This window comes from Bacteroidota bacterium (genome assembly GCA_016195025.1).
Lineage (GTDB): Bacteria > Bacteroidota > Bacteroidia > Palsa-948 > Palsa-948 > Palsa-948.
The window spans coordinates 26,665-49,381 of record JACQAL010000057.1; the positions used below are offsets into that span (position 1 = coordinate 26,665).

Here is a 22,717-nt window from a genome sequence, read left to right on the forward strand (position 1 = left end):
CTATGATATATTTTTACATTGCGTTTTTTACTTGCGCATTTCTTTTTTCTTTCCTTATTAATGCGCTGTTCCTCCGCTTTGCGCACACGCTTGGAATACGGGATAAAAAAGAAACCATCATCCGCTGGGCAAACACATCCAAACCCGCGCTTGGAGGAATTTCATTTTATATTGTGTTTCTGATTTCACTCGCATCCTACTCCATGTTTTTTCAGGCGCAGGAAGTTTTATGGAACAAAAAAGTTGTCGGATTACTCGGCACTGCAACGCTTGCCTTTATGATGGGATTAAGCGATGATGCCTACAACACAAAACCGCTTTTGAAATTATTCGTACAGATTTTATGCGGAGTAATTCTTTGCTATTCCGGAATTCACATCGGAATTTTTTCAGACATGATGATGAATTATTTTCTGACAATTATCTGGGTAGTCGGAATTATGAATTCGGTGAACATGCTTGACAACATGGATGCGATTGCCTCCATTGTTTCCATTTTTATTTTTTCCGCTGCTGCAATACTGATTTATTTTTCTGGCGCGCACAACAATATTCATTTTCTCGTGCTCATCGGGTTGATTGGTTCGCTTTCCGGATTTTTATTTTTCAACTGGAATCCTTCCAAACTTTATATGGGCGACACAGGAAGCCAGGTCATCGGGCTAATGCTTGCCGCTATCGGAATAATTTACTTCTGGAACGATTCGGCTTCCATGAATAATTCCATTTTTGTGTCGAAGCAACTTTTAATGGTAGCAGTTGCATATATTCTTCCGCTCGCTGATACCACCATTGTGATAATAAACCGCCTTGCGCAAAAAACTTCCCCGTTTGTTGGCGGGCGCGACCACACTACGCATAATTTATTTTATAGAGGTATTACTGAAAAGAGAATTGCGGTATTATTTGGTGGAATAGGTTTTTCTTCGCTGGTCATTGTTTACATTATGGAAACAAAAATTTCATCGTGGGGAATCGAAGAGTTTTCTTTGTTCTCCATTTTCCCTATAACAGTTTTCTTTTTCCTGTTTGCCGTGACCAGAATCAAAAAAAATATTTTTAATCAGGAAGAAAAAAATCTCGAAAAGAATTCCGCAAAAGATTTAGTGAAGCATGCAGAAAAACATCTTTCATAAATTCAAAAAACTTTCAAAGCGCGGAAGAAATATCTGGGGATTTGCCATTCTTTTTTTATTGCTATTGATTCCGCTGGAGTTTTTCATTTTCTCTGCGAAGAAAACCAGCGATGATGAACTTTACTGGAAATCATTTCTCGCAAACAATAAAATTTTCGGAACCATTGTCCCGAAGAATCTGGATTTTGCAGGAGAAAAAGTTCCACTTTACGATTTCACAGTGATTGAAAGCATGGAAAGAGAATTAATAGTGAACACCTATTTTCATTCGCAGACAATTTTAATGCACAAGCGCGCGAACAGATGGCTTCCTGCAATTTCTTCCATCCTGAAAAAAAACGGAGTGCCCGATGATTTCAAATATATTTCGCTCATTGAAAGCAATCTTACTAATTCTGTTTCTCCGAAAGGCGCAACGGGTTTCTGGCAATTTGTGGATGGTGCTGGAAAACAATATGGATTGGAAATTAATGATGAGATTGACGAGCGTTACTCGATTGAAAAATCCACCGAAGCCGCCTGCAAATATTTTAAAGAAGCGTATAAAACTTTCGGCAACTGGACGCTTGCGGCTGCTTCCTATAATATAGGTATGGATGGTTTGAAAAATCAAATCGAGAAACAAAAAGCAAATTCCTACTATGATTTATCGCTGAACGAGGAAACTTCACGATATATTTTCAGAATCCTTGCAGTGAAAGAAATAATTTCAAATCCCAAAAATTACGGCTACCAGTTGCGCACAAAAGATTTATATCCGCCAATCCCCACGCAAAAAATTTCTATTGACAGCAGCGTAACCGACCTCGCAACATTCGCGCAGAAAAATAATGTGAGTTATAAAATTCTGAAATACTTTAATCCATGGCTGAGAAAAAATTCTCTCTCGAACAAAGAAAAAAAATCTTACACTTTCGATTTTCCAAAGCCGGGTTTCAACGAAGAATATCTGGCGCGACTTGCTTCTTCCGATAGTTTGGGAATGACCGTGAGTTCTTCCGCAGAAATTTCCCCTTCCTCTATTGATTCCGTCAAAAAGTAATGAGCGAAGTTGAAGCATTAATTCCTGAAGTGCAATCGGAAACTGAGTTCCTCGAAGTGATTGGCGCGCGCGTTCACAACCTGAAGAATATTGATGTTTCCATTCCAAGAAATAAATTAGTTGTCATTACCGGTTTGAGCGGAAGCGGAAAATCTTCGCTCGCATTCGATACGATTTATGCGGAAGGACAACGAAGATACATTGAAACTTTTTCTGCGTACGCGCGGCAGTTTCTCGGAGAGATGGAGCGACCGGATGTGGATAAAATCACCGGACTTTCCCCGGTAATTTCCATCGAACAAAAAACCGTGAGCAGAAATCCGCGTTCAACGGTTGGAACCATTACGGAGATTTATGATTTCATGCGATTGCTTTTCGCGCGCGTGTCCGATACGTACTCGTATGTCACGGGCGAAAAAATGGTGCGCTACACTTCCGAACAAATTCTGGATTTGATTCGAAAAAAATTCAAGGGGGGAAAAATTACAATCCTTTCTCCTATTGTTCGTGCACGCAAAGGGCATTACCGCGAACTTTTTGAGCAGTTCAGAAAAAATGGTTTTACAAAAGTTCGAACGGACGGACACATTGTGCAGATGAAACATAACATGTCGCTCGACCGCTATAAAGTTCACGATGTAGAATTGGTTATTGACACAGTGGAAGTGCGATTTGAAAATGAAAAACGTTTGAACGATTCTATTTCTCTTGCGATGAAGCATGGAAAAGGAACGATTATGATTATCGAAGAAAAGAAAGATACCGCAACTTACTTCAGCAGAAATTTAATGTGCCCGACTTCAGGAATTTCTTACGATGAACCGCAGCCGAATACTTTTTCTTTCAACTCTCCCTATGGTGCCTGTCCGAAATGCAACGGGCTCGGACATATAAGCGAAATTGACGTTCACAAAATAATTCCCGATTTCAATAAAAGTATTTTCAAAGGAGGAATCATTCCCATAGGAGAATTTAAAGGCAACTGGATTTTCAGGCAACTCGAGGCCATCGCGCATAAATATCATTTTTCATTGCGCGACCCGATTAAAAAAATTCCTGAACACGCACTGAATATTATTCTTTACGGCTCGGATGAAATTTTCAAAGTGCAGAATGATCCGCACAGCACCGCCTTTAATTATTCTCTTTCGTTCGAAGGCATCGTGAACTTTTTAATCCGCCAGAATGATGAATCAACTTCTCCATCGCTCAGCAGGTGGGTGGAAGATTTCATGAATGAAAAAATTTGTCCCGAATGCAACGGCTCACGCCTGAAAAAAGAAGCGCAATATTTTAAAATTGGCAACAAAAGTATTTCCGATTTATCGCAGATGGATATAACTGAATTACAAAAATGGTTTGATGGAATTGAAAACCGCTTGGATGAAACAAAAAAAATAATCGCTAAAGAAATCCTGAAAGAAATCAGAAAGCGAATTCAATTCCTGATTGATGTTGGATTAGATTACATCACTCTTGACAGAAGCGCGCAAACGCTTTCAGGCGGTGAGGCACAGCGAATTCGCCTTGCAACACAAATCGGTTCGCAGTTAGTGAATGTGCTTTATATTCTTGACGAACCGAGTATCGGATTGCATCAGCGCGACAATAAAAAATTAATTCATGCGCTTCAGAATCTCCGCAACATAGGGAATTCGGTGATTGTTGTGGAGCACGATAAAGAAATGATTCTCGCTGCTGATTATGTAATTGATATTGGTCCGGCAGCAGGAATGCACGGAGGAAAAATTGTCGGAGTGATGGCAGATGGAAAATGGCAGATGACAGATGGTGAAAAAAAATCTTTGACACGAGATTATCTTTCTGGAAAAAAAATTATTCCTGTTCCTCATACAAGAAGAAAAGGAAACGGAAATTTTCTTGAACTCAAATTCGCAAAAGGTAATAATCTTAAAAGTGTTTCTGTAAAATTTCCACTGGGGGAATTTATTTGTGTTACCGGAGTTTCAGGCAGCGGAAAATCCACGCTCATCAATGAAACCCTTTACCCGATTCTCAGCCATCACTTTTATCGCTCGCATCAGAAACCGCTTTCGTATGGATACATCGAAGGGCTTGAACACATTGATAAAGTGATTGAAGTTGACCAATCGCCTATAGGAAGAACTCCCCGCTCTAATCCTGCTACGTACACCGGAGTTTTTTCTGATATTAGAAATTTATTTTCTCAACTTCCCGAAGCAAAAATCCGCGGATACAAGCCCGGAAGATTTTCTTTCAATGTGAAAGGCGGCCGCTGCGAAACCTGCGGAGGAGCAGGCGTTCGCACAATTGAAATGAATTTTCTTCCCGATGTATATGTGGAATGCGAAACCTGCGGAGGAAAAAGATATAATAGAGAAACTTTGGAAATACGTTACAAGGGGAAAGCTATTTCGGATGTTTTAAATATGAGTATTGAGGAAGCGGTAAATTTTTTTGAAGCGATTCCAAATATTATTCAGAAAATCCGCGCGCTGAAAAATGTGGGGCTGGGTTATATTACACTCGGACAATCTTCGGTTACACTTTCCGGAGGAGAAGCGCAGCGCGTGAAACTTGCTACTGAACTTTCCAAGCGCGACACAGGAAAAACATTTTACATTCTTGACGAACCAACCACCGGTTTGCATTTCGAAGACATCCGCATTCTTTTGGAAGTGCTGAATAAATTAGTTGAAAGCGGAAACACGGTTCTCGTCATTGAGCACAACATGGATGTAATAAAAGTTGTCGACCACATTATTGACCTTGGTCCAGAAGGCGGAGAAAAAGGCGGAACGATTGTATGCGAAGGAACGCCCGAAGAAATTCTCGACAATAAATTTTCCTATACTGCAAAATATCTTCGCAAGGAAATTCTGCAATAATTTCTATAATTCTATTTCCAAATAACCAATAACTTTGTTCGTTGTAAAAATTAATTCTTAACTTTCTTCTATGACAAACAAAGATGATGCGCGCATTCGTGAAGCATTTGAACAAAAGGACTGGAGCGATATAAAAGCTACGGACGCCTGGCAGATTTTCAGAATTATGTCGGAGTTTGTGGAAGGGTTTGAAAAAATGTCGAAGATTGGTCCCTGCGTTTCCGTATTTGGTTCCGCGCGAACAAAACAAGCAACGCGCTATTATAAACTCGCGGAAGAAATTGCTTTCAAACTCACGCGCTCCGGTTACGGAGTAATTTCAGGCGGAGGGCCGGGGATTATGGAAGCGGCAAACCGCGGAGCGAAAGCAGGCGGAGGAAAATCCGTTGGGCTGAACATTGAACTTCCTTTCGAACAAAAACCAAATCCATATATTGATAACGATAAATTAATTTCATTCAAATACTTTTTCGTTCGCAAAGTAATTTTTCTGAAATACTCGCAGGGGTTTGTAGCATTGCCCGGTGGATTCGGTACGCTCGATGAACTCAGCGAAGCGCTCACACTTATTCAAACAGATAAAGTCGCAAGGTTTCCGATTGTTCTCGTTGGAAAAGATTACTGGAAAGGAATTACCGATTGGTTGAAAAATACTGCACTCAAAGAAGGAAACATCAGCGCTGAAGACATGGATTTATTTTCTGTTGCCGATACTGCCGATGAAGTGGTGAGCGTGATTGATAAATTTTATTCGAAGTATATGCTGAAGCCAAACTTTTAAAAAAGGGGAATATGGGATATAAGAGAAATGTGGGATATAGAAGCGTGGGGAAAAAATTTATTTCCTCTATTTCCCTTATTGCTTTTATTTCCCTGCTGTTTTCTTTTTCCCCACCCACTTACCAAATCGCGCGCTTGAAATATAACGGTGGCGGTGATTGGTATGTGAGCCCGACTTCTCTTCCGAATCTAATTCGCTTCTGCAATAAAAATCTCGGAACAAATATTAATGAAGAAGAAAATGTGGTGGAAACCGGAAGCAAAGACATTTTTAATTTCCCCTTTGTACACATGACCGGGCATGGAAATGTTTCTTTCTCCACGCAAGAAGCAGAGAATCTGCGGAACTATATGATAAGCGGAGGATTTCTGAACATCAATGACAGTTACGGAATGAATATTTTTATTCGCAGGGAAATGAAAAAAGTTTTTCCTGAAACTGATTTTGTTGAACTTCCTCCATCCCATCCCATCTTCCATCAGAAATATGATTTCCCCAATGGCATTCCGAAAATTCACGAGCACGATGGAAAACCCGCGCAGGCATTTGGAATTATTTACAACGGAAGATTGGTTTGCCTTTTTAATTTTGAGTGCGACATCGGTGATGGTTGGGAAGATCCCGAAGTGCATCATGATTCGGAAGAGACACGGCAGAAAGCATTGAAGATGGGTGCAAACATTATTCAGTATGTTTTCATGGGAGAAAATTCTATAAAGAAATAGTGGCATCATTCTTGAATTAATTTCCAAAAATAAAATTATGAAACTAATTTTTATTAGCCGAAGGACTAATCCAGTATTCTTCGGGACTTTTTTATTTCTTGCCATTGCTTTTACAAGTTGCACCTCAACGATTGGTTTGGAAGTTTTGAAACCGGCAGATGTAACTCTTCCGCCTGACATTCAAAAATTCACACTCGTCAATCGAACAAAGCCCGACAAAAAAAATCAGGTATGGAATGTTGTGGAGGGAATTTTAACCGGAGAAGGAATTTATCAGGACAGAGAAGGAGCCGACCAAACGCTTTCCGGTTTAATGCAAATCATGCAGCGCACACCGCGCTATACAATCACTCAGGCATCTATTGAATACAAAGGAACCGGCACGGAAGTTTTTGCACCACTGCTTCCATGGGAAGAAGTTGAACTTTTATGCCAGCAATATAATTCAGAAGCGCTGATTGTCCTTGAATCTTTTGATTCGGATTCCCGTTTGACTTACGATTCAAAACCGGTGCAGGTGCATTTTCCCTGCTGGGATTTGAACAAGAATGGAATTAAAGATGCTGCGGAAGATGTGAACCACGATCGTATTTGGGATTCGCGCGATTGCCAGGCGGCAAATCATCCGGTGGAAGACCAGGTAATCACTACCTCAGAATTTTACACGCACGCACAAGTAGAAATAAAAACCGGCTGGAGAATTTATTTTCCGAAAGAAAAAAGAATTGTGGATGAATTCCGTTTTTCAGATTTCAAAAACTTTGATGGAAAAGGTCCGACACCGGAAGCGGCTACTGCGTCACTGCCGAATAAACGCGAGTGTGTGAAGCAAACAGGTTTCCATGCAGGGGATAAATATGGTTTCAGAATTTCTCCCCAGTGGATTAATGTGTCGAGATATTTTTACACGCGCGGAAATGATTTCATGAAAGAAGCAGGAAAAAAAGCAAGAAAGATTAATGACTGGAAAGGCGCTATGGAAATCTGGAAAAAGGAGGCGCTGAACACCGACAGAAAAATTTCCTGGCATGCGAACTATAACATGGCAGTTGCCTGCGAGCGCGAAGGAAATTTAGATGTGGCTCTTGAGTGGGCAAAAAAATCATTCGAGATTAGAAGAAAAAATGCAGCAGCGCAATATGTGAATACGCTCAACTATCGGATTGCTGAAAAGAAAAGAGCGGATGAGCAGATGGAAGGAAAAAAATAATTTAAAGAATAAAATTATTTTCTTGAAGAAATAAAATTGATTTCCGAATTTCTTCAAACATCACTTTGTCTTCTTTGATAAACTTTACTTCCTTCCTATAATCAGAAATTATTTTTTCAATAGCTGAGGAAGATTTCAGTGGGCGTCTGAATTCAAGCGCTTGTGTTGCAGTAAATAATTCTATAGCAAGAATCCGTTCAAGATTATTTACAACTTGAAAACATTTTGTAGCGGCATTCGCGCCCATGCTCACGTGGTCTTCCTGCCCGTTGGAAGAAACAATTGAATCAATAGAAGATGGAGTGCAGAGTTGTTTATTCTGAGAAACAATACTTGCAGCAGTGTATTGCGGAATCATAAATCCTGAATTCACTCCGGGATTTGCGATGAGAAAAGGAGGAAGTCCTCTCTGCCCCGAAATTAATTGATAGGTTCTCCTTTCAGAAATACTTCCGAGTTCTGCAAGAGCAATCGCGAGTAAATCTAAAGCGATGGCTAATGGCTGTCCATGAAAATTTCCGGCAGAAATAATTTCATCCTCATCAGAAAAAATAGTTGGGTTATCGGTGACAGAATTTATTTCTGTCAGAAAAGTTTTCTCAGCGAATTCAATCGCATCGCGTGAAGCACCGTGTACTTGCGGAATACATCTAAACGAATACGGATCCTGCACATGTTCTTTCTTTCGCTTGACAAGCTGACTTCCGTCCAATAATTTTTTGATATTCTTCGCGACAATCATTTGTCCCGCATGTGCGCGCACTTTATGAATTATTTCTTTGAAGGGTTCGTGGCGGCAATCAAACGCATCCAGAGAAATTGCTCCAACTGCATCCGCACAATCAGCAAGATGTTTTGCTTTGAGCAGCATCCAGACTCCGTAAGCGCTCATGAATTGAGTTCCATTAAGCAGAGCAAGTGCCTCTTTTGTTTTAAACTTTAACGGAGCAAGTTTTAATTTTTTCAGGACAGATTCTGCGCTTTGTTTTTTATTTTCAAAGTACACTTCTCCTTTTCCAATCAGCGGAAGCGAGAGATGCGCAAGCGGTGCTAAATCACCTGAAGCACCCAATGAACCTTGAGTATATATGACAGGTATAACTTGCTGGTTATAAAGTAGTATTAATCGTTCAATAAGTTCAACCGAAATTCCGGAAAATCCGAGGGAAAGCCCTTGAATTTTCAATAACATCATCAACTTAATTATCTCTTGTGGAACTTCATCTCCCATTCCGCAGGCGTGTGACATCACTAAATTTTCCTGCAACTTTTCTAAATCTTTTTTGGGAATGGTTTTGTTGTACAGCGCTCCAAAACCCGTGTTGATTCCGTAAATGGATTCTTTGCTGGATTTTATTTTTTTGTCAAGATACTCACGACACTTTGCAACTTTCTTCTTTGCCTCATCCGATAAAGCAAGTGTTTGCTTTTCAGCAATTATTTTCTGAATAATTGCGAAATCTATTTTGGAAGTTATTTTATAAGCAGCCATATTCGTGATTCGTCATTGCGAGCGAAGCGAAGCAATCCCACAGAAAAAATATCCGGGAGATTGCTTCGAACGAAACGTTCTCGCAATGACGGTTCTATTTAAGTTTTGCAATAATATCATCAACCTTCATTTTTGTCTGCTCACCGCTTGCCATGTTCTTTAACGCAAGTTCCCCTGATTTCATTTCATCGCCTCCAACCACAATCACAAACGGAATTTGTTTTTTGTTCGCGTAATCAAATTGCTTAGCAATCTTCTTGGTAACATCCGGATAAATCTCAGTGTTAATGCCCGCTGAACGTAATTGAGAAGCAACTCCAATGCAATAATTTCTTTCCGCTTCTCCAAAATGTGCGAGGAGAACTTTAGTAGTAGACGCAGACAAATTCAACTTCTCAAACAGATTCAATTCATTCATTACATCAAAGATTCTGTCAATGCCGAAAGAGATTCCAACGCCTGAAACATTCGGCAAACCAAAAATTCCTGCAAGGTCATCGTAGCGCCCGCCACCGCAGATGCTTCCTATCTGCACATTATTTGCTTTTACTTCAAAGATGGTGCCTGTGTAATAATTGAGTCCGCGAGCAAGAGTAGAATCAAAATATATTTTTATTCCAAGATTATTGGCAGATTCAAAAATATATTCTAATTCTGTCACTCCTTTTTGAATCAACGAAGATTTTGAAATATCAAGTCCGTTTTTTAATAAATTGAGTTTACTAATATTTATATTTTCTTTCAAATATTTGCCATAGCCAGCTTCTCCGGTCTGCATAATTGCAACTTCAACAATTTTTTTTATTTGTTCGTCATTAAACTTTTTTTCTCTTAGTTCATTTATAACCCCATCTAATCCTATCTTATCATATTTATCTATTGCGATTGCAATATCAAGCATTTTATCCAAAGCCCCAATAGCTTCAGCAATTCCGGAAATAATTTTTCTGTTATTTAATAAGATTCTTACTGGAATTTTTAGTTTAAAGAAAACATCGCAGATGATTTGCACTAACTCCACTTCATTCAAAAGCGAATCGCTTCCAATAACATCTGCGTCACATTGATAAAATTCTCTGTAGCGTCCTTTCTGCGGCTTATCTGCACGCCAAACAGGTTGTATCTGGTAGCGTTTAAAAGGAAAAGTAATTTCATTTTGATGTTGAACTACATATCGCGCGAAAGGAACTGTCAAATCATAGCGCAAACCTTTTTCTGTCAAGTCCTGTAGTTTCACATCTACCATCTGACCTTTTACATTTTCCATTATCGGACCTGAGTTCAAAATTCTGAAGAGTAGTTTATCTCCTTCCTCTCCATATTTTCCTTCAAGTGTGGTAAGATTCTCCATCGCAGGAGTTTCAATGGGCTGATAGCCGTAGCGCTCAAACACTTCGCGGATGGTTTTGAAAATAAAATTGCGCCTCACCATTTCAACAGGAGAAAAATCGCGCGTGCCTTTTGGAATGGAGGGTTTCATGAAGATGCAAATATATAGGAATGAAAGGAACTGCTTATTCCAATGGGCTTTCTTTTCTCAGCAGGCGTTTGCCATAAAACCATCCCACACATAAGAAACCGAGTGCAAAAGGAAACGCAGAATAAAATTTTAATTCTTCATGTTGAAAAAACTCACAGCACATCCAGAAAGCATTTGCAGAAATCCAAAAACAAATTGCAAGGTTAATCCAGAATTCATCATCGCGGTTTCTCCAATTCATAACTGTAATTGCAATTGCAACACCAAGCGTAGGAACAATCATGGTTACGCCAAATAATTTCCATTGCATGAGCCAGCATGTATCTTTCATCAGCCAAAGAGAGATGTGAAGGTTTTCTATGTGGCGGATTTGCTTCACACAACAAGTTTCTTGTAGCGCACACGATGTGGAGTTACATCACCAAGACGCATCTTTTTATTTTCTTCATATTCAGAATAACTTCCTTCGTACCAATACACTTTTGAATCTCCTTCGAAGGCGAGAATGTGCGTGCAGACTCTATCCAAGAACCAGCGGTCGTGGGAAATAATTACAGCACAGCCTGCAAAGTTTTCCAGACCTTCTTCCAGCGCGCGAAGCGTGTTCACATCTAAATCGTTGGTCGGCTCATCGAGAAGAAGAACGTTGGCTTCGGATTTCAACGTAAGTGCGAGATGCAATCTGTTTCTTTCACCACCCGAAAGTATTCCGCATTTTTTTCCCTGGTCGGTTCCGCCAAAGTTGAAACGCGAAATGTACGCGCGCGAGTTCATCGGTTTTCCTCCCAGTAAAATATTGTCGAGACCTCCGCTTATTACTTCATATAAAGTTTTTTTCGGATCAATATCCGTATGCGCCTGGTCAACGTAACTTATTTTTACAGTGGGACCGATAATAAATTTTCCTTTATCCGGTTTTTCCTGTCCCATGATCATCCGGAAAATAGTTGTCTTTCCCGCACCGTTGGGACCAATGATTCCAACAATTCCAGCAGGAGGAAGTTTGAAATTCAAATCTTCATAGAGCAATTTATCTCCGAACGCTTTGAAAACTCCTTTCGCTTCGATAACTTCGTTTCCGAGGCGCGGACCGTTCGGAATAAATATTTCCAGTTTCTCTTCTTTTGATTTCACATCTTCGCTCATCATCTTGTCATAACTCTGCAAACGCGCTTTTTGTTTTGCCTGCCGTCCTTTCGCTCCTTTCTGCACCCACTCTAATTCGCGCTTTAAATATTTCTGACGCTTGCTTTCTGTTTTTTCTTCCTGCTCCAAACGTTTTGTTTTTTGCTTGAGCCACTCGGAATAATTTCCTTTGTATGGAATTCCTTCTCCTCTGTCCAATTCCAAAATCCATCCGGCAACGTTGTCAAGAAAATATCTGTCGTGCGTTACGGCTATGACGGTTCCTTTATAATTTTTTGAATGTTGTTCAAGCCAATCAACACTCTCTGCGTCCAAATGGTTTGTCGGTTCATCGAGAAGAAGAATATCGGGTTCCTGAATTAATAATCTGCAAAGTGCAACTCGCCTTCTTTCTCCTCCGGAAAGATTTTTTACAGGCGTATCGCTCTCCGGGCAACGCAATGCATCCATCGCCTGCTCCAAACGGTTATCGAGATTCCATAAATCAAACTTCTCAATCAAATCATTCAAACGTGCTTGTTTGTCTATGAGTTTTTGCATTGCATCGGGTTCAGAATATTTCGGATCGGAAAATAGATTATTCACTTCCTCGTACTCCTTTAAAATACTCACATGCTCCTGCGCCCCTTCGCGGACAATTTCCAGAACAGTATTTTTATTGTCAAGTTCCGGCTCCTGGTCGAGCATGCCCATACTGTAGCCAGGTGACTTATGAATTTCTCCTATGAAACTCGTATCCTTCCCTGAAATAATTTTCAGCAATGTTGATTTACCCGAACCGTTCAATCCGAGCACACCAATCTTCGCCCCGTAATAAAACGAGAGATAAATATCTTTTAGAATTGCTTTTTGGTTCTGTGGCAAAATCTTGCTCACGTTTACCATCGAGAATATTACCTGGCGGCCTTCGCTCATTGTTTAAATAAAATTTGGACTGCGAATATACAAATACAAAGTTTTTGAAAAAGAAATTTTTTGTTGTATGTTTGCCATGTTAATATCGAAGCACAAACTGCTACGAACTTTCGAAATGCGAATGAAAAAAATTTTGCTTTTTTCTTTTCTATTATCAGTTATCATTTGCTTAGGTCAGAATAAAAATTCTTCGACTGAACCAGAAACAATAAAAGTGAAAAAATATAATACAGAAAATGAAATAAAAAATGGTTCTTTATCTTTTTTGAAAGGATGCTTCTTCACGGAAACCGTTCATGTAAATGGAAAAATTATTTCTAAAACATGGGCAAATCCAAATATTCTGGTAGGAAGAAGGGGCATTGTGTATATTGAAAATATAAAAAAGAAAAATGCGGATGGAAGTTTTCAAACGCTTCATCCAAAGAAAATTATTTTTGAATAGCACTTATCGTGAGAAAGAAAATTGCATTTCTTTTCATTTATATATTGTCGATATCTTCTGCTTTTCACAATTCATTTTTCATTCGTGCAATTCGTATCCTTCATTTGGCGACAGCATGCATTGCATTTTCTTCTGAATGGACATCCGGTTCCGGAAACTTATCGGTTTGAGTTTTGAATTTTATTCCGGAAAATAAATCGGGTGCTTCTCGTTATATTTTCTCAGGTAGAGAAAAATAGAATCGCGCTTTTGTTTTTTTTTCAACGCGGAAAATTCTTTAAACAATTCTTCATCGCGCGAAAGAAGAAGCTCCATATTCTGCATATTGAATTCAGAAATTTTTCCGGTTTCATAATCAAGAATAAATTGCTCCGATACATAGACAAACCTGGTTGGATTGTAAAACGGGTCGTTGTAATAAAACGGATCATACATTCCCCCGATTTGCCTCTGAACCGAAGCCACAAAATGTGAAATGCTCCCGATAATGGTAACACGCGAATAGTCCGCACCGTAATTAATGTACACGGTTCCATTCTGGCAAAAACCCCAGATGTCGTGCGTTTTGTACTGCTGTTCCTTTCCGGAGGAATCAAGGATGGAAAAAGAATTTTTAGAAAGGACTTTTTCAAAAAAATCACGGTCGGATTTATTGTAAGCAGAAATTATTTTTGACGCAAGAACAGGATTATTATTTTTGAAATCGGAAAAGGAAAGGTAAATTCCATTCTTGAAATCAAAATCTTTTGTGTACTGAACTTTTTTCTCCTGAGAAAGGAGTAAAGAAGAAATAAAAAACAAAACTATTGCGAAATATTTTTTCATACCTACAAATATAAAAAAGAATATTCTTAATTCCCTGCTGCCAGCCCTCTTTGTCGAACCGCTTCATACACCATCACCGCACAACTTGTGGAAACATTCAGCGAATCTATTTTCCCCGACATGGGAATTTTTATTTGTTCCGAAAAAGAAAGCCATGTTTGTGAAAGACCTTCTGCCTCGGTGCCAAAAACAATTGCACATGGCATGGAAAAATCTATATCGGTATAATTCTTTTTTCCCGTAAGCGCAGCAGCATAAGGAGTAATGTTTTTTTCCTCAAGAAATTTTTGAACTTCTTCGGATGAAGCGGCAATTATTTGTTTGGAAAAAACACATCCAATGCTGGAACGAACTGCGTTAGGATTATAAATATCCGTCTTCGCATTGCAAACAATTACGGCATCTGCTCCGGCTCCATCCGCAGTTCTCGCAATAGCACCGAGGTTGCCGGGCTTTTCCACTGCTTCAAGAATAATAAGAATAGGATTCGCAGAAAGTTTTATATCGGAAAGACGAAGATGTTTTGATTTGATGAGCGCAAGAAGCCCGTCTGAGTTTTCACGGTAAGCAATTTTCTCAAACACTTCTTTACTTACTCTGACGAGATGATGAATGCCAGAAAAAATTTCTTTATGCCTTTTTTGATTGACAATATCACAGACAAAAAGAGTTTTGATTTCAAATTTATTTTCTTTCGCTCTTAGAATTTCGCGTGCGCCTTCCACTACAATCAAATCCTGCAACTTCCGCTCGGAAGATTTTTCCTTGAGTTTGATTACATTTTTTATGCGGGGGTTGGATGTACTGACAATGATTTCCTCCATGAGTGCGAATTTACGAATAGGATTCATTTGTACATTCGCCCGCAATGTCAGCTGTCAGAAACTATCTCTCACTTATAAAATTCAGCCACACCATTTTCGCAATGCCCTTTGCAGTCATTGGATTTTTTCTGGGAGTAAAAAATACAAACTCAGAATTGAACTGGAAATTATTGGGATTAGTCATCTTGTGCATGATTTTCGCTCGAAGCGCAGCCATGGCATTCAACCGCTGGGCGGATAATAAATTTGACAAAGAAAATATCAGAACAAAAATACGTGAACTGCCAAGCGGAATTATTTCTGAGAAGAATACACTTGTATTTGTAATTATAAATTGTGTTTTGTTTATCGTTACAACTTTTTTCATTAATCAAATTTGTTTTTATCTCTCGCCAGTTGCGCTGCTCGTTATTCTCGGATATAGTTATACAAAAAGATTTACACCGCTCTGCCATTTAATTCTCGGACTTGGACTTTCACTTGCACCTATCGGAGCATTTCTCGCTGTGACAGAAGAATTCAAACTGCTTCCTCTATTATACTCGTTCGTGGTTTTATTTTGGGTAAGCGGCTTCGATATTATTTACGCTTTACAAGATGAAGAATTCGACCATTCGCAAAATTTAAAATCAATTCCGGTGTTAATGGGGAAAAAAAATGCTTTGCTCTTTTCACGAATACTTCATTTGATTTCTGCAAGCTTAGTTTTATTTGCAGGATATTATGCTGGATTTCATTTGTGCTATTGGATTGGCGCAGGAATTTTTATTTCACTTCTTATTTATCAGCATACGCTCGTTAAACCAAATGATTTGCGCAAAGTAAATCTTGCATTCGCAACAATGAATGGAATTGCAAGCGTTGTCTTCGCAATTTTTTTTCTACTGGAAATTTATTTTTGAGAATCTCTTTTCGCTTTTTTACTTCTCATTCTCATATTCAATCCTTCCACCAAAAGGGAGAAAAGCATGGAAGAATAAATATATTGACGCGGCACGTGATAGTGAAATGAATCGAGAATAAGCATCATTCCAATCATTAAAAGAAAAGCAAGCGCAAGCATTTTAATGGTGGGATGCTTGTTGATGAAGTCGCTTACAATTTCAGAAAACCAAAGCATGATTATCATAGCGAAAATTACTGCTGCAATCATGATTAAAACATTTGTTACCAATCCAACTGCAGTGAGAATTGAATCGAACGAAAAGATAATATCAATAAAAACTATTTGCATAATAATGGCATTCATTGCACCTGCTCGTATATTTTTCGAAAGTTCATCATATCCTTCTATCTTATTGTGAATTTCCAAAGTAGTTTTAATAAGAAGAAAAACTCCTCCGGAAAATAAAATCAAATCTCTTCCCGTTGCGCCAAATTCTCCTATGAAAAACAATGGCTCCTTCAATCCGATTACCCAAGTAATGCTGAATAATAAAAGTATCCGCATGATAAGCGCAAGCGATAATCCTGCAGCCCGTGCTTTTCTCTGCTCTTGCCGCGAAGGAAGTTTTCCGGCAACAATTGCAATGAAAATAATATTGTCAATGCCCAGAACAATTTCAAGCACAGTAAGCGTGAGCATGCTGATTACTGCATTCACTGAAAAAAGTTCTTGGAAATTTTGCGTGAGATTCATTTTAGAAAATGATTTTGTATCGGTGTAATTGCATTTGACACAAAAATACTCAGAAAAGTTTCGTTTCAACTGAAATTATTCTCTTTCATTTTAAGTAAGTTATACATGATACGCGTTTAAACATGGTATTATGTGTTGCATGATACTGTTTTATGTATACCTTTGTATCGTCAATCAGAAAAATAAAACACAAAATAAAAAATGGACATAGACAACACACAGGCGCAAATGAGAAAAGGAGTCCTGGAATTTTGCATTCTTGCCACGCTCACGAACGGCGACGCGTATCCCACTGAAATTATTGAAAAGATGAAAGACGCGAAACTCGTAGTGGTGGAAGGAACGCTTTATCCCCTGCTCACCCGCCTTAAAAACATGGGGCTTCTCAGCTATCGCTGGGAAGAATCCACATCAGGACCACCAAGAAAATATTACAAACTCACTCCGGTGGGAAAACAATTCCTGAAAGAATTGGAATCTACCTGGGAGGAACTTGTAAAATCAGTAAACAAAATCACAAAATAATAAATCTCGAAAAACGAAACCGTACGAAAAGTACGAAACAATAAAACCAATTACAATGAACAAGACAGTTACCATCAATCTCAGCGGAATCATTTTTCATATAGATGAAGACGCGTATCAGAAACTGAGCAGTTACCTGAACACCATTCGCGGATATTTTTCCGAATCGGAAGGACGAGACGAAATCATGGCGGACATTGAGAACCGGATTGCGGAAATGCTTTCGGAAAAAGTATCTGACAGAAAACAAGTCGTGCTGATGACCGATGTGGATTATGTAATCGGAGTGATGGGCAAGCCGGAAGATTTTGCCGGAGAAAAATCCCATAGCGAAGAATCTAAAAAAGAACAAGCAACTTACACTTCGACAGGAAGACGAAGAAGAATTTTCAGAGACACCGATAATAAAATTCTCGGAGGAGTTTGCTCGGGTATCGGTGCGTATTTCAACTTTGACCCGCTCTGGCTTCGCCTCGCGCTTGTAGTTTGCTTTTTCACTTTTGGTTTCGGCCTTCTTTTATATATAGTATTGTGGATTGTGATTCCTCAGGCAAAAACCACCGCGGAAAAATTGGAAATGCGCGGAGAAGATGTGAACATTTCCAACATCGGAAAAAAAGTGGAAGAAGAAATGCACCACTTCGGAAAGAAAATGGAAAGTTGGGGACAAGAAGTAAAACAAAATGTTTCATCGGGAAAGGCGAGAGATTTTGTAGACAAGTTTGTGGATTTTGCTAGTTCAGTGTTTGGCGCATTCTTCAAAGCGTTTGCAAAATTACTCGGAGTGTTTTTTGTGATTCTCGGTTCCATTCTTCTTATTTGCATCATCGCTTCTCTCTTTGGAAAATCAGGAGTGATTCAAATAGACAATCATTCTATTTCTCTTCACGAATTCTTCTATACATTTTTTGAAAACGGAGACCAGATGATGCTTGCTTCCATCGCCATTGCGCTCGTTGCTGGCATTCCGCTTATCATGCTCGTGTACGGAGGAATGAAAATGCTTCTCGGAATAAAAGGAAGCAACCGGATTGTAAATATTTCCGCGGGAGTTTTATGGCTCATCGGAATTGCGCTTGCTGTCACGATGGGCGTGCAAATCGGAAATCAGTTTTCAGAAGAAGCATCGAGCAGGCAAATTCTCCCTATGAAAAAAACAAAATGCGACACTCTTTTTCTTCATGTGAAAGAAGCAAACGGATGGAACGAAGAAGAAACTTACCGCAAAAGACGTTTTCATTTTTCATTCCGAAAACATCATTTGATTTCTTCTGACAGCGCTAACATTTATTTTGGTTATCCTTCGCTCGATATTGTGAAAGGAGAAAAAGACAGCGCAGAAATTGTAGTATATAATGAAGCGCATGGCAAAGACAAAAAAGAAGCGCTTCACTTTGCGCGAAACATTAATTATGAAATTTCTCAGAAGGATTCTCTGATTGAACTCATGCCGTATTTTTCTATTCCCAAAGATGAAAAATGGCGCAACCAGTAAGTGCATGTGGAAGTTCGCTTGCCGAAGGGAAAAACAATTTACATAGGAAAAAACATGAATCACATTCTTGACGATGTGCAAAACGAAACCGATACGTGGGATGGCGACATGGTGGGAAGAAGATGGCTCATGGGCGCGGAAGAATTAAAATGCATGGATTGCGAAGGACTGGAAGAAAATCATCATAAATATTCAAAACATATTTCTATTCATTCGGATAAATAATAAATCTAAATCAAAAAAATGGAAACACAAAATCAAAACACAGAAAAAAAATCTGCAGCAAAAAAAGCGGGCGGGTTGCTATTTGTCGGCTGCATGTTTATTGGCATGGCGCTCGGCTGGTATTTCGATGCTTATCAAATCGGAATGTTCGGAGGAATGGGAGTTGGATTTATTATGATGGCAGTAGTAATTTTATCTCAGTCGAATAGAAAATAAAGTGAGTTAAAAATTGTTAAACCAACAAATCTTCTCTTCAGCAAAGAAAAAAACTATATTATTGCGCATGGAAAAAAAATTTCTCTTTTCTTTATCTTTTTTATTTTTTATTCTCCAGTCCTTTTCTCAGCAATGGCCCGGTGGCGGACAAGGAAACTGGCAAGGCGGTGGCGGTGGCGGCAAAGAAAATTGGAAAGACATGGTAGAGAAAATGAAAGTCGGTCATTTATATGGAAAAATAATTGACAGCACCACTAACAAAGCGGTTGAGTTTGCTTCGGTTCAACTCATAGACCCGGTGGCGCTTCAAATGAAAAAAAAAGATGCAGTTGTTGCAGGGCAATTGACGGAATCAAACGGTGATTTCAGTTTGGAAAAAATAAATGTGATGGGAAATTATAGAGTGAAAGTTACTGCACTGGGTTATGTTACTAAAGAAATTTCAGTTGCGTTTGGAGTAAATATGAAAGAGGGAATGCAAGGGATGATGAATGCCGACAAAGATTTGGGAAATATAAAATTGAAACCTCATGCAACACAACTGAAAGAAGTAACGGTAGAAGCAAGCGCACATGTAATGGAACTAAAACTGGATAAAAAAGTTTTTAACGTTGAAAAAAATATTGTTTCTGCCGGAGGAACTGCACAGGATGTGTTGAAACAAGTTCCTTCCGTGAGCGTGGATGTGGACGGAAATGTTACCATGCGGAATGCCGAGCCGCAGATTTTTGTAGACGGAAAACCAACTACGCTAACGCTCGACCAGATTCCTGCCGATGCAATTCAGAGCGTGGAAATAATTTCAAATCCCTCTGCAAAGTACGATGCATCGGGCGGGCAAGGGGGAATTTTAAATATTGTTTTGAAAAAAGACAGGCGCATGGGCTACAACGGAAATGTTCGCCTCGGTGTTGACCAATATGCAAGAGCCAATTGCGGTGCAGATATAAATATGCGCAACGGAAAAATAAATATTTTTCTCAGCTCAATGTACAACGAGCGCTATTCACTTACTACCGGAAAAACCAATCGCGAAAATTTAATCGGGTATCCGCTCACAACTATTTCTCAGAATCAGAAATCAATCACCGATGGATTATTCATGATGACGCGCGGAGGATTTGACTGGTTTATGGATAACAGAAATACTTTTACGCTCTCAGGAAATTATGTGCATGGAAAATTTTCTCCTTCTGATGAACTTACTACAAGAACTGATACGACCTTTCCAAATAAAAATTCTTCTTCCTATGACAGAACTTCCGGCACATCGCGGCAATTTTCCAATACAGGTGCTTCGCTTCAATACAAACATCTTTTTCCCCGGCAAGAACAGGAGTGGACTGCCGATTTAAATTATAACAAAAGCCAGTTTCTGGCTAGCGGAGATTATACCACAAAATATTCTGATGTAAACGGAAATCATATCGGGAAAGATATTTTTCAAAACATGGATGGAACCGGCCACAATGGAATGTTCACCGGGCAAACTGATTTGGTTCTTCCGTTTAATTCCAAAGATTCAACTAAAAAGAAACTGGAAACCGGAATCCGCGGCTCTTACAGGGATTTTGGAAGTTTGACAAAAAATTTTATTAAGAACGACAGCACCGGAGAATTTACATTGATAAAAAATCAAAGCACCAATTATAAATATATTGACCAGATTTATGCAGCGTATGCAACTTTTGGAATCCAGAAAAAGAAATTCAACTGGGAATTTGGTTTACGTGGAGAAAGTTCTTTTTATACCGGAGAACTTCTGGATTCAAATAAAACATTTAAAAATTATTATCCAATAAGTTTGTTTCCAAGTTTTTCTTCCACGTATGATTTAACCAAAAAAGATAATTTTCAGTTTTCTTATTCGAGAAGAATTAACCGCCCGTCTTTTTTTCAAATCATTCCTTTCACCGATTATTCCGATTCGCTTAATCTGAAACGAGGAAATCCCGCCTTGAAACCTGAGTTTACACACTCGCTCGAGTTTTCTTATCTGAAAACTTTTAACCGGGAAAATAATCTTCTGGCAACTGTTTATTTTAAGAACACAGATAACATTATTACAAACTATCAGCAGAGAGAATATGATACTGTGCTTCACCGGAATATAATTCTCAGTACGTATGAAAACGCAAACTCAAGCGAAGTGTATGGCGCAGAACTTACAAGCAAGCATGGAATAAAAAAATGGCTGGAGTTTACAACCAACTTTAATTTTTATTATGCTGTGCTTAATGCAAAAAATCTTGAAGCCAATCTTTCCAATGAGCGATTCTCCTGGTTCACGAAAGAAAATTTCACTTTCAAACTTCCGAAAAATATCAGTTTGCAAATCGCATTTGAGTACCGCTCAAAAACAAATGTTCCCGTAACGCGCGGTGATAATAAATATGGCGGCATGAGTGGATGGCAGCAATCGCCTGCTTCCACTGCGCAGGGCTATATTAATCCGCGCTATTCAATTGACGGTGCTATCAAATATGAATTCATGAAAAATAAAGCCGCGAGCGTGAGTGTGAATGTTCGCGATATTTTCGGAACAGATATAAATCAAACTATCACCAATTCCACCTTCTTCTCTCAAACTACTTCGCGCATCCGTGACCCTCATTTTGTGCGCCTTAATTTTTCTTACCGCTTCGGAAAATTTGACACTTCGCTTTTCAAACGAAAAAATATGAAAATGAATACGGACGGAATGGATGTTGGAATGTGATTACATCACTGTAACAAGATGCGAATGGCTCACCGCATTTTCTTCAGAAGGGTGAGATAAATATTTTTCATTTACTTTTATTTTTTTATAATCATTCATCAGCGGCTCACGGTCAATTCGCTCGGCAATTGGAATATTTTGTTTTTTATAAAGCGTTTCGTAATCATAAATCCGCAGACGGTTTAGCGGCTGAACATTGTTGTTAATCCATTTCCACTGTACATCGGAAAATTTCAGAAAGTTGTAAATGGTAATGCTTAAATCCATATGCGCAAAATGGTCGCTCAAATCAATTGCGTGGCTCATGACTCCGCCACTTTTGCAAAGCAATTTTAATTTTTGGAGAATGCCTTCCAGGATTTCGGGATAGATGTGTTCAAACGTATTGTTCGAAGTAATTAAATCCATGCTCGCATCCGGAAGAAAAAGCTTTCGCGCATCCATCACCATGTAAACAATATTGTGCTTCTCGAGCAAATCAAAAAAATCTTTGGAAGGATTTTCTGCTTCGTGCAAAACAATTTTCAATCTTTCTTCAGAAATTCCAGGGAGGAATTTTTCTAATTTATTTTTTCTATGGTATTCGTGAAATTTTCTCAGAGTAGCAAGTGTAAATTGCGGGTTGCTTAGCCGCGTTAAGTCAACAGTGGTAATGCTGGATGCTCCATACAAAAACATTCCTGCCGGAACTACCGGATACCATCCCGTTCCGATTTCTAAATGAGAAAAATCTTTTGTGGAATTATATTTTCTGAAATATTTATAATGATTCGCGCAGTGAATTAACCTGTCTTCAAAATATTCATCGGAAAGAAAAACTCCGCGCGTAATATATTTTTGAAAAAGAAAATTAATATTGTGGCTATAGGGAAGAAACGAAATTCCCTTCTGAACAATTGCTTTTGCAATCCATTTCATAAGAAAGCGAAGATAACAAAGGCAAGATATATGCTGATAAAATTTGATTTCCCCATCCTTAAAATCGTTAATCGCATAGCCATCTTTCA

Annotated in this window: 21 protein-coding genes; 13 read left to right on the top strand and 8 right to left on the bottom strand. The window is 38.9% G+C overall.

The annotated features are described in order from the left end of the window. Positions 1-2: 2 nt before the first annotated feature. From HY063_11160 to HY063_11185, 6 genes are all read left to right on the top strand, one after another. The gene (locus HY063_11160) at positions 3-1,136 is read left to right on the top strand and encodes an undecaprenyl/decaprenyl-phosphate alpha-N-acetylglucosaminyl 1-phosphate transferase (GenBank protein MBI3502341.1); all 1,134 of its coding nucleotides are present in this window, start codon (positions 3-5) and stop codon (positions 1,134-1,136) included. Continuing rightward, positions 1,114-2,178: a lytic transglycosylase domain-containing protein gene (locus HY063_11165; protein ID MBI3502342.1), complete on the top strand. Its 1,065-nt coding sequence runs from the start codon at positions 1,114-1,116 to the stop codon at positions 2,176-2,178. Before HY063_11160 ends, HY063_11165 begins: the two co-directional genes overlap by 23 nt. Then, the gene (gene uvrA / locus HY063_11170; protein MBI3502343.1) at positions 2,178-5,048 is read left to right on the top strand and encodes an excinuclease ABC subunit UvrA; all 2,871 of its coding nucleotides are present in this window, start codon (positions 2,178-2,180) and stop codon (positions 5,046-5,048) included. The genes HY063_11165 and uvrA overlap by 1 nt, the downstream gene beginning before the upstream one ends. 70 nt (positions 5,049-5,118) lie before the next feature. After that, entirely contained in the window at positions 5,119-5,829 is a 711-nt protein-coding gene (locus HY063_11175) for a TIGR00730 family Rossman fold protein (GenBank protein MBI3502344.1), read from the top strand. Positions 5,830-5,840: 11 nt separating this feature from the next. Further along, a complete protein-coding gene (locus HY063_11180) occupies positions 5,841-6,554 on the top strand; it encodes a DUF4159 domain-containing protein (GenBank protein MBI3502345.1) in 714 nt (237 codons plus the stop codon). A 37-nt stretch (positions 6,555-6,591) separates the two neighbouring features. After that, the gene (locus HY063_11185; GenBank protein MBI3502346.1) at positions 6,592-7,764 is read left to right on the top strand and encodes a tetratricopeptide repeat protein; all 1,173 of its coding nucleotides are present in this window, start codon (positions 6,592-6,594) and stop codon (positions 7,762-7,764) included. A 1-nt stretch (position 7,765) separates the two neighbouring features. Here the strand turns inward: HY063_11185 and hutH are convergent, their stop codons facing one another. From hutH to ettA, 4 genes are all read right to left on the bottom strand, one after another. Further along, positions 7,766-9,256, bottom strand: coding sequence for a histidine ammonia-lyase (gene hutH / locus HY063_11190; protein ID MBI3502347.1), 1,491 nt, complete (start codon positions 9,254-9,256; stop codon positions 7,766-7,768). 94 nt (positions 9,257-9,350) lie between these two features. Beyond that, the gene (locus HY063_11195) at positions 9,351-10,742 is read right to left on the bottom strand and encodes a histidine--tRNA ligase (protein MBI3502348.1); all 1,392 of its coding nucleotides are present in this window, start codon (positions 10,740-10,742) and stop codon (positions 9,351-9,353) included. A gap of 28 nt (positions 10,743-10,770) precedes the next feature. Beyond that, the gene (locus HY063_11200; GenBank protein MBI3502349.1) at positions 10,771-11,115 is read right to left on the bottom strand and encodes a hypothetical protein; all 345 of its coding nucleotides are present in this window, start codon (positions 11,113-11,115) and stop codon (positions 10,771-10,773) included. Then, positions 11,112-12,797 carry an energy-dependent translational throttle protein EttA gene (gene ettA / locus HY063_11205; protein ID MBI3502350.1) on the bottom strand — a complete coding sequence of 562 codons (1,686 nt, stop codon included), beginning with the start codon at positions 12,795-12,797 and terminating at the stop codon, positions 11,112-11,114. Before ettA ends, HY063_11200 begins: the two co-directional genes overlap by 4 nt. A gap of 121 nt (positions 12,798-12,918) precedes the next feature. On the opposite strand from ettA, the gene HY063_11210 reads away from it, so the two are divergent. Continuing rightward, positions 12,919-13,242 carry a hypothetical protein gene (locus HY063_11210; GenBank protein ID MBI3502351.1) on the top strand — a complete coding sequence of 108 codons (324 nt, stop codon included), beginning with the start codon at positions 12,919-12,921 and terminating at the stop codon, positions 13,240-13,242. A gap of 180 nt (positions 13,243-13,422) precedes the next feature. Here HY063_11210 and HY063_11215 read toward each other — a convergent pair whose 3' ends face one another. Next, positions 13,423-14,067 carry a hypothetical protein gene (locus HY063_11215; protein ID MBI3502352.1) on the bottom strand — a complete coding sequence of 215 codons (645 nt, stop codon included), beginning with the start codon at positions 14,065-14,067 and terminating at the stop codon, positions 13,423-13,425. A 26-nt stretch (positions 14,068-14,093) separates the two neighbouring features. After that, positions 14,094-14,891 (bottom strand): RNA methyltransferase, encoded by a 798-nt coding sequence (locus HY063_11220; GenBank protein MBI3502353.1) that lies wholly within the window; start codon positions 14,889-14,891, stop codon positions 14,094-14,096. A gap of 44 nt (positions 14,892-14,935) precedes the next feature. Here HY063_11220 and HY063_11225 point away from each other — a divergent pair, with 44 nt between their 5' ends. Beyond that, positions 14,936-15,793: a 4-hydroxybenzoate octaprenyltransferase gene (locus HY063_11225; GenBank protein ID MBI3502354.1), complete on the top strand. Its 858-nt coding sequence runs from the start codon at positions 14,936-14,938 to the stop codon at positions 15,791-15,793. Here the strand turns inward: HY063_11225 and HY063_11230 are convergent. Then, positions 15,784-16,530, bottom strand: a complete 747-nt coding sequence (locus HY063_11230) for a TerC family protein (protein ID MBI3502355.1) — start codon at positions 16,528-16,530, stop codon at positions 15,784-15,786. The two genes, HY063_11225 and HY063_11230, sit on opposite strands and share 10 nt — an antisense overlap. Positions 16,531-16,731: 201 nt before the next feature. Here HY063_11230 and HY063_11235 point away from each other — a divergent pair, with 201 nt between their 5' ends. From HY063_11235 to HY063_11255, 5 genes are all read left to right on the top strand, one after another. Continuing rightward, positions 16,732-17,055 (top strand): PadR family transcriptional regulator, encoded by a 324-nt coding sequence (locus tag HY063_11235; protein ID MBI3502356.1) that lies wholly within the window; start codon positions 16,732-16,734, stop codon positions 17,053-17,055. Positions 17,056-17,110: 55 nt separating this feature from the next. Beyond that, positions 17,111-18,550 carry a PspC domain-containing protein gene (locus HY063_11240; GenBank protein ID MBI3502357.1) on the top strand — a complete coding sequence of 480 codons (1,440 nt, stop codon included), beginning with the start codon at positions 17,111-17,113 and terminating at the stop codon, positions 18,548-18,550. Further along, the gene (locus HY063_11245) at positions 18,551-18,775 is read left to right on the top strand and encodes a hypothetical protein (GenBank protein ID MBI3502358.1); all 225 of its coding nucleotides are present in this window, start codon (positions 18,551-18,553) and stop codon (positions 18,773-18,775) included. Positions 18,776-18,793: 18 nt separating this feature from the next. Then, complete coding sequence (locus HY063_11250; GenBank protein MBI3502359.1) at positions 18,794-18,991, top strand: hypothetical protein; 198 nt, start codon at positions 18,794-18,796, stop codon at positions 18,989-18,991. 67 nt (positions 18,992-19,058) lie between these two features. Beyond that, positions 19,059-21,710 carry a TonB-dependent receptor gene (locus tag HY063_11255; GenBank protein MBI3502360.1) on the top strand — a complete coding sequence of 884 codons (2,652 nt, stop codon included), beginning with the start codon at positions 19,059-19,061 and terminating at the stop codon, positions 21,708-21,710. On the opposite strand, the gene HY063_11260 is transcribed toward HY063_11255, so the two are convergent. Further along, complete coding sequence (locus HY063_11260) at positions 21,711-22,628, bottom strand: class I SAM-dependent methyltransferase (protein ID MBI3502361.1); 918 nt, start codon at positions 22,626-22,628, stop codon at positions 21,711-21,713. Positions 22,629-22,717 lie beyond the last annotated feature (89 nt).

Excerpts from the sequence above, each read along its gene's own strand:
- HY063_11160 (MBI3502341.1), top strand. The coding sequence starts at position 3 with ATGATATATTTTTACATTGCGTTTTTTACTTGCGCATTTCTTTTTTCT.
- HY063_11165 (MBI3502342.1), top strand. The coding sequence starts at position 1,114 with ATGCAGAAAAACATCTTTCATAAATTCAAAAAACTTTCAAAGCGCGGA.
- uvrA (MBI3502343.1), top strand. The coding sequence starts at position 2,178 with ATGAGCGAAGTTGAAGCATTAATTCCTGAAGTGCAATCGGAAACTGAG.
- HY063_11175 (MBI3502344.1), top strand. The coding sequence starts at position 5,119 with ATGACAAACAAAGATGATGCGCGCATTCGTGAAGCATTTGAACAAAAG.
- HY063_11180 (MBI3502345.1), top strand. The coding sequence starts at position 5,841 with ATGGGATATAAGAGAAATGTGGGATATAGAAGCGTGGGGAAAAAATTT.
- HY063_11185 (MBI3502346.1), top strand. The coding sequence starts at position 6,592 with ATGAAACTAATTTTTATTAGCCGAAGGACTAATCCAGTATTCTTCGGG.
- hutH (MBI3502347.1), bottom strand. The coding sequence starts at position 9,256 with ATGGCTGCTTATAAAATAACTTCCAAAATAGATTTCGCAATTATTCAG.
- ettA (MBI3502350.1), bottom strand. The coding sequence starts at position 12,797 with ATGAGCGAAGGCCGCCAGGTAATATTCTCGATGGTAAACGTGAGCAAG.
- HY063_11210 (MBI3502351.1), top strand. The coding sequence starts at position 12,919 with ATGAAAAAAATTTTGCTTTTTTCTTTTCTATTATCAGTTATCATTTGC.
- HY063_11215 (MBI3502352.1), bottom strand. The coding sequence starts at position 14,067 with ATGAAAAAATATTTCGCAATAGTTTTGTTTTTTATTTCTTCTTTACTC.
- HY063_11220 (MBI3502353.1), bottom strand. The coding sequence starts at position 14,891 with ATGGAGGAAATCATTGTCAGTACATCCAACCCCCGCATAAAAAATGTA.
- HY063_11225 (MBI3502354.1), top strand. The coding sequence starts at position 14,936 with ATGTCAGCTGTCAGAAACTATCTCTCACTTATAAAATTCAGCCACACC.
- HY063_11230 (MBI3502355.1), bottom strand. The coding sequence starts at position 16,530 with ATGAATCTCACGCAAAATTTCCAAGAACTTTTTTCAGTGAATGCAGTA.
- HY063_11235 (MBI3502356.1), top strand. The coding sequence starts at position 16,732 with ATGGACATAGACAACACACAGGCGCAAATGAGAAAAGGAGTCCTGGAA.
- HY063_11240 (MBI3502357.1), top strand. The coding sequence starts at position 17,111 with ATGAACAAGACAGTTACCATCAATCTCAGCGGAATCATTTTTCATATA.
- HY063_11250 (MBI3502359.1), top strand. The coding sequence starts at position 18,794 with ATGGAAACACAAAATCAAAACACAGAAAAAAAATCTGCAGCAAAAAAA.
- HY063_11255 (MBI3502360.1), top strand. The coding sequence starts at position 19,059 with ATGGAAAAAAAATTTCTCTTTTCTTTATCTTTTTTATTTTTTATTCTC.
- HY063_11260 (MBI3502361.1), bottom strand. The coding sequence starts at position 22,628 with ATGAAATGGATTGCAAAAGCAATTGTTCAGAAGGGAATTTCGTTTCTT.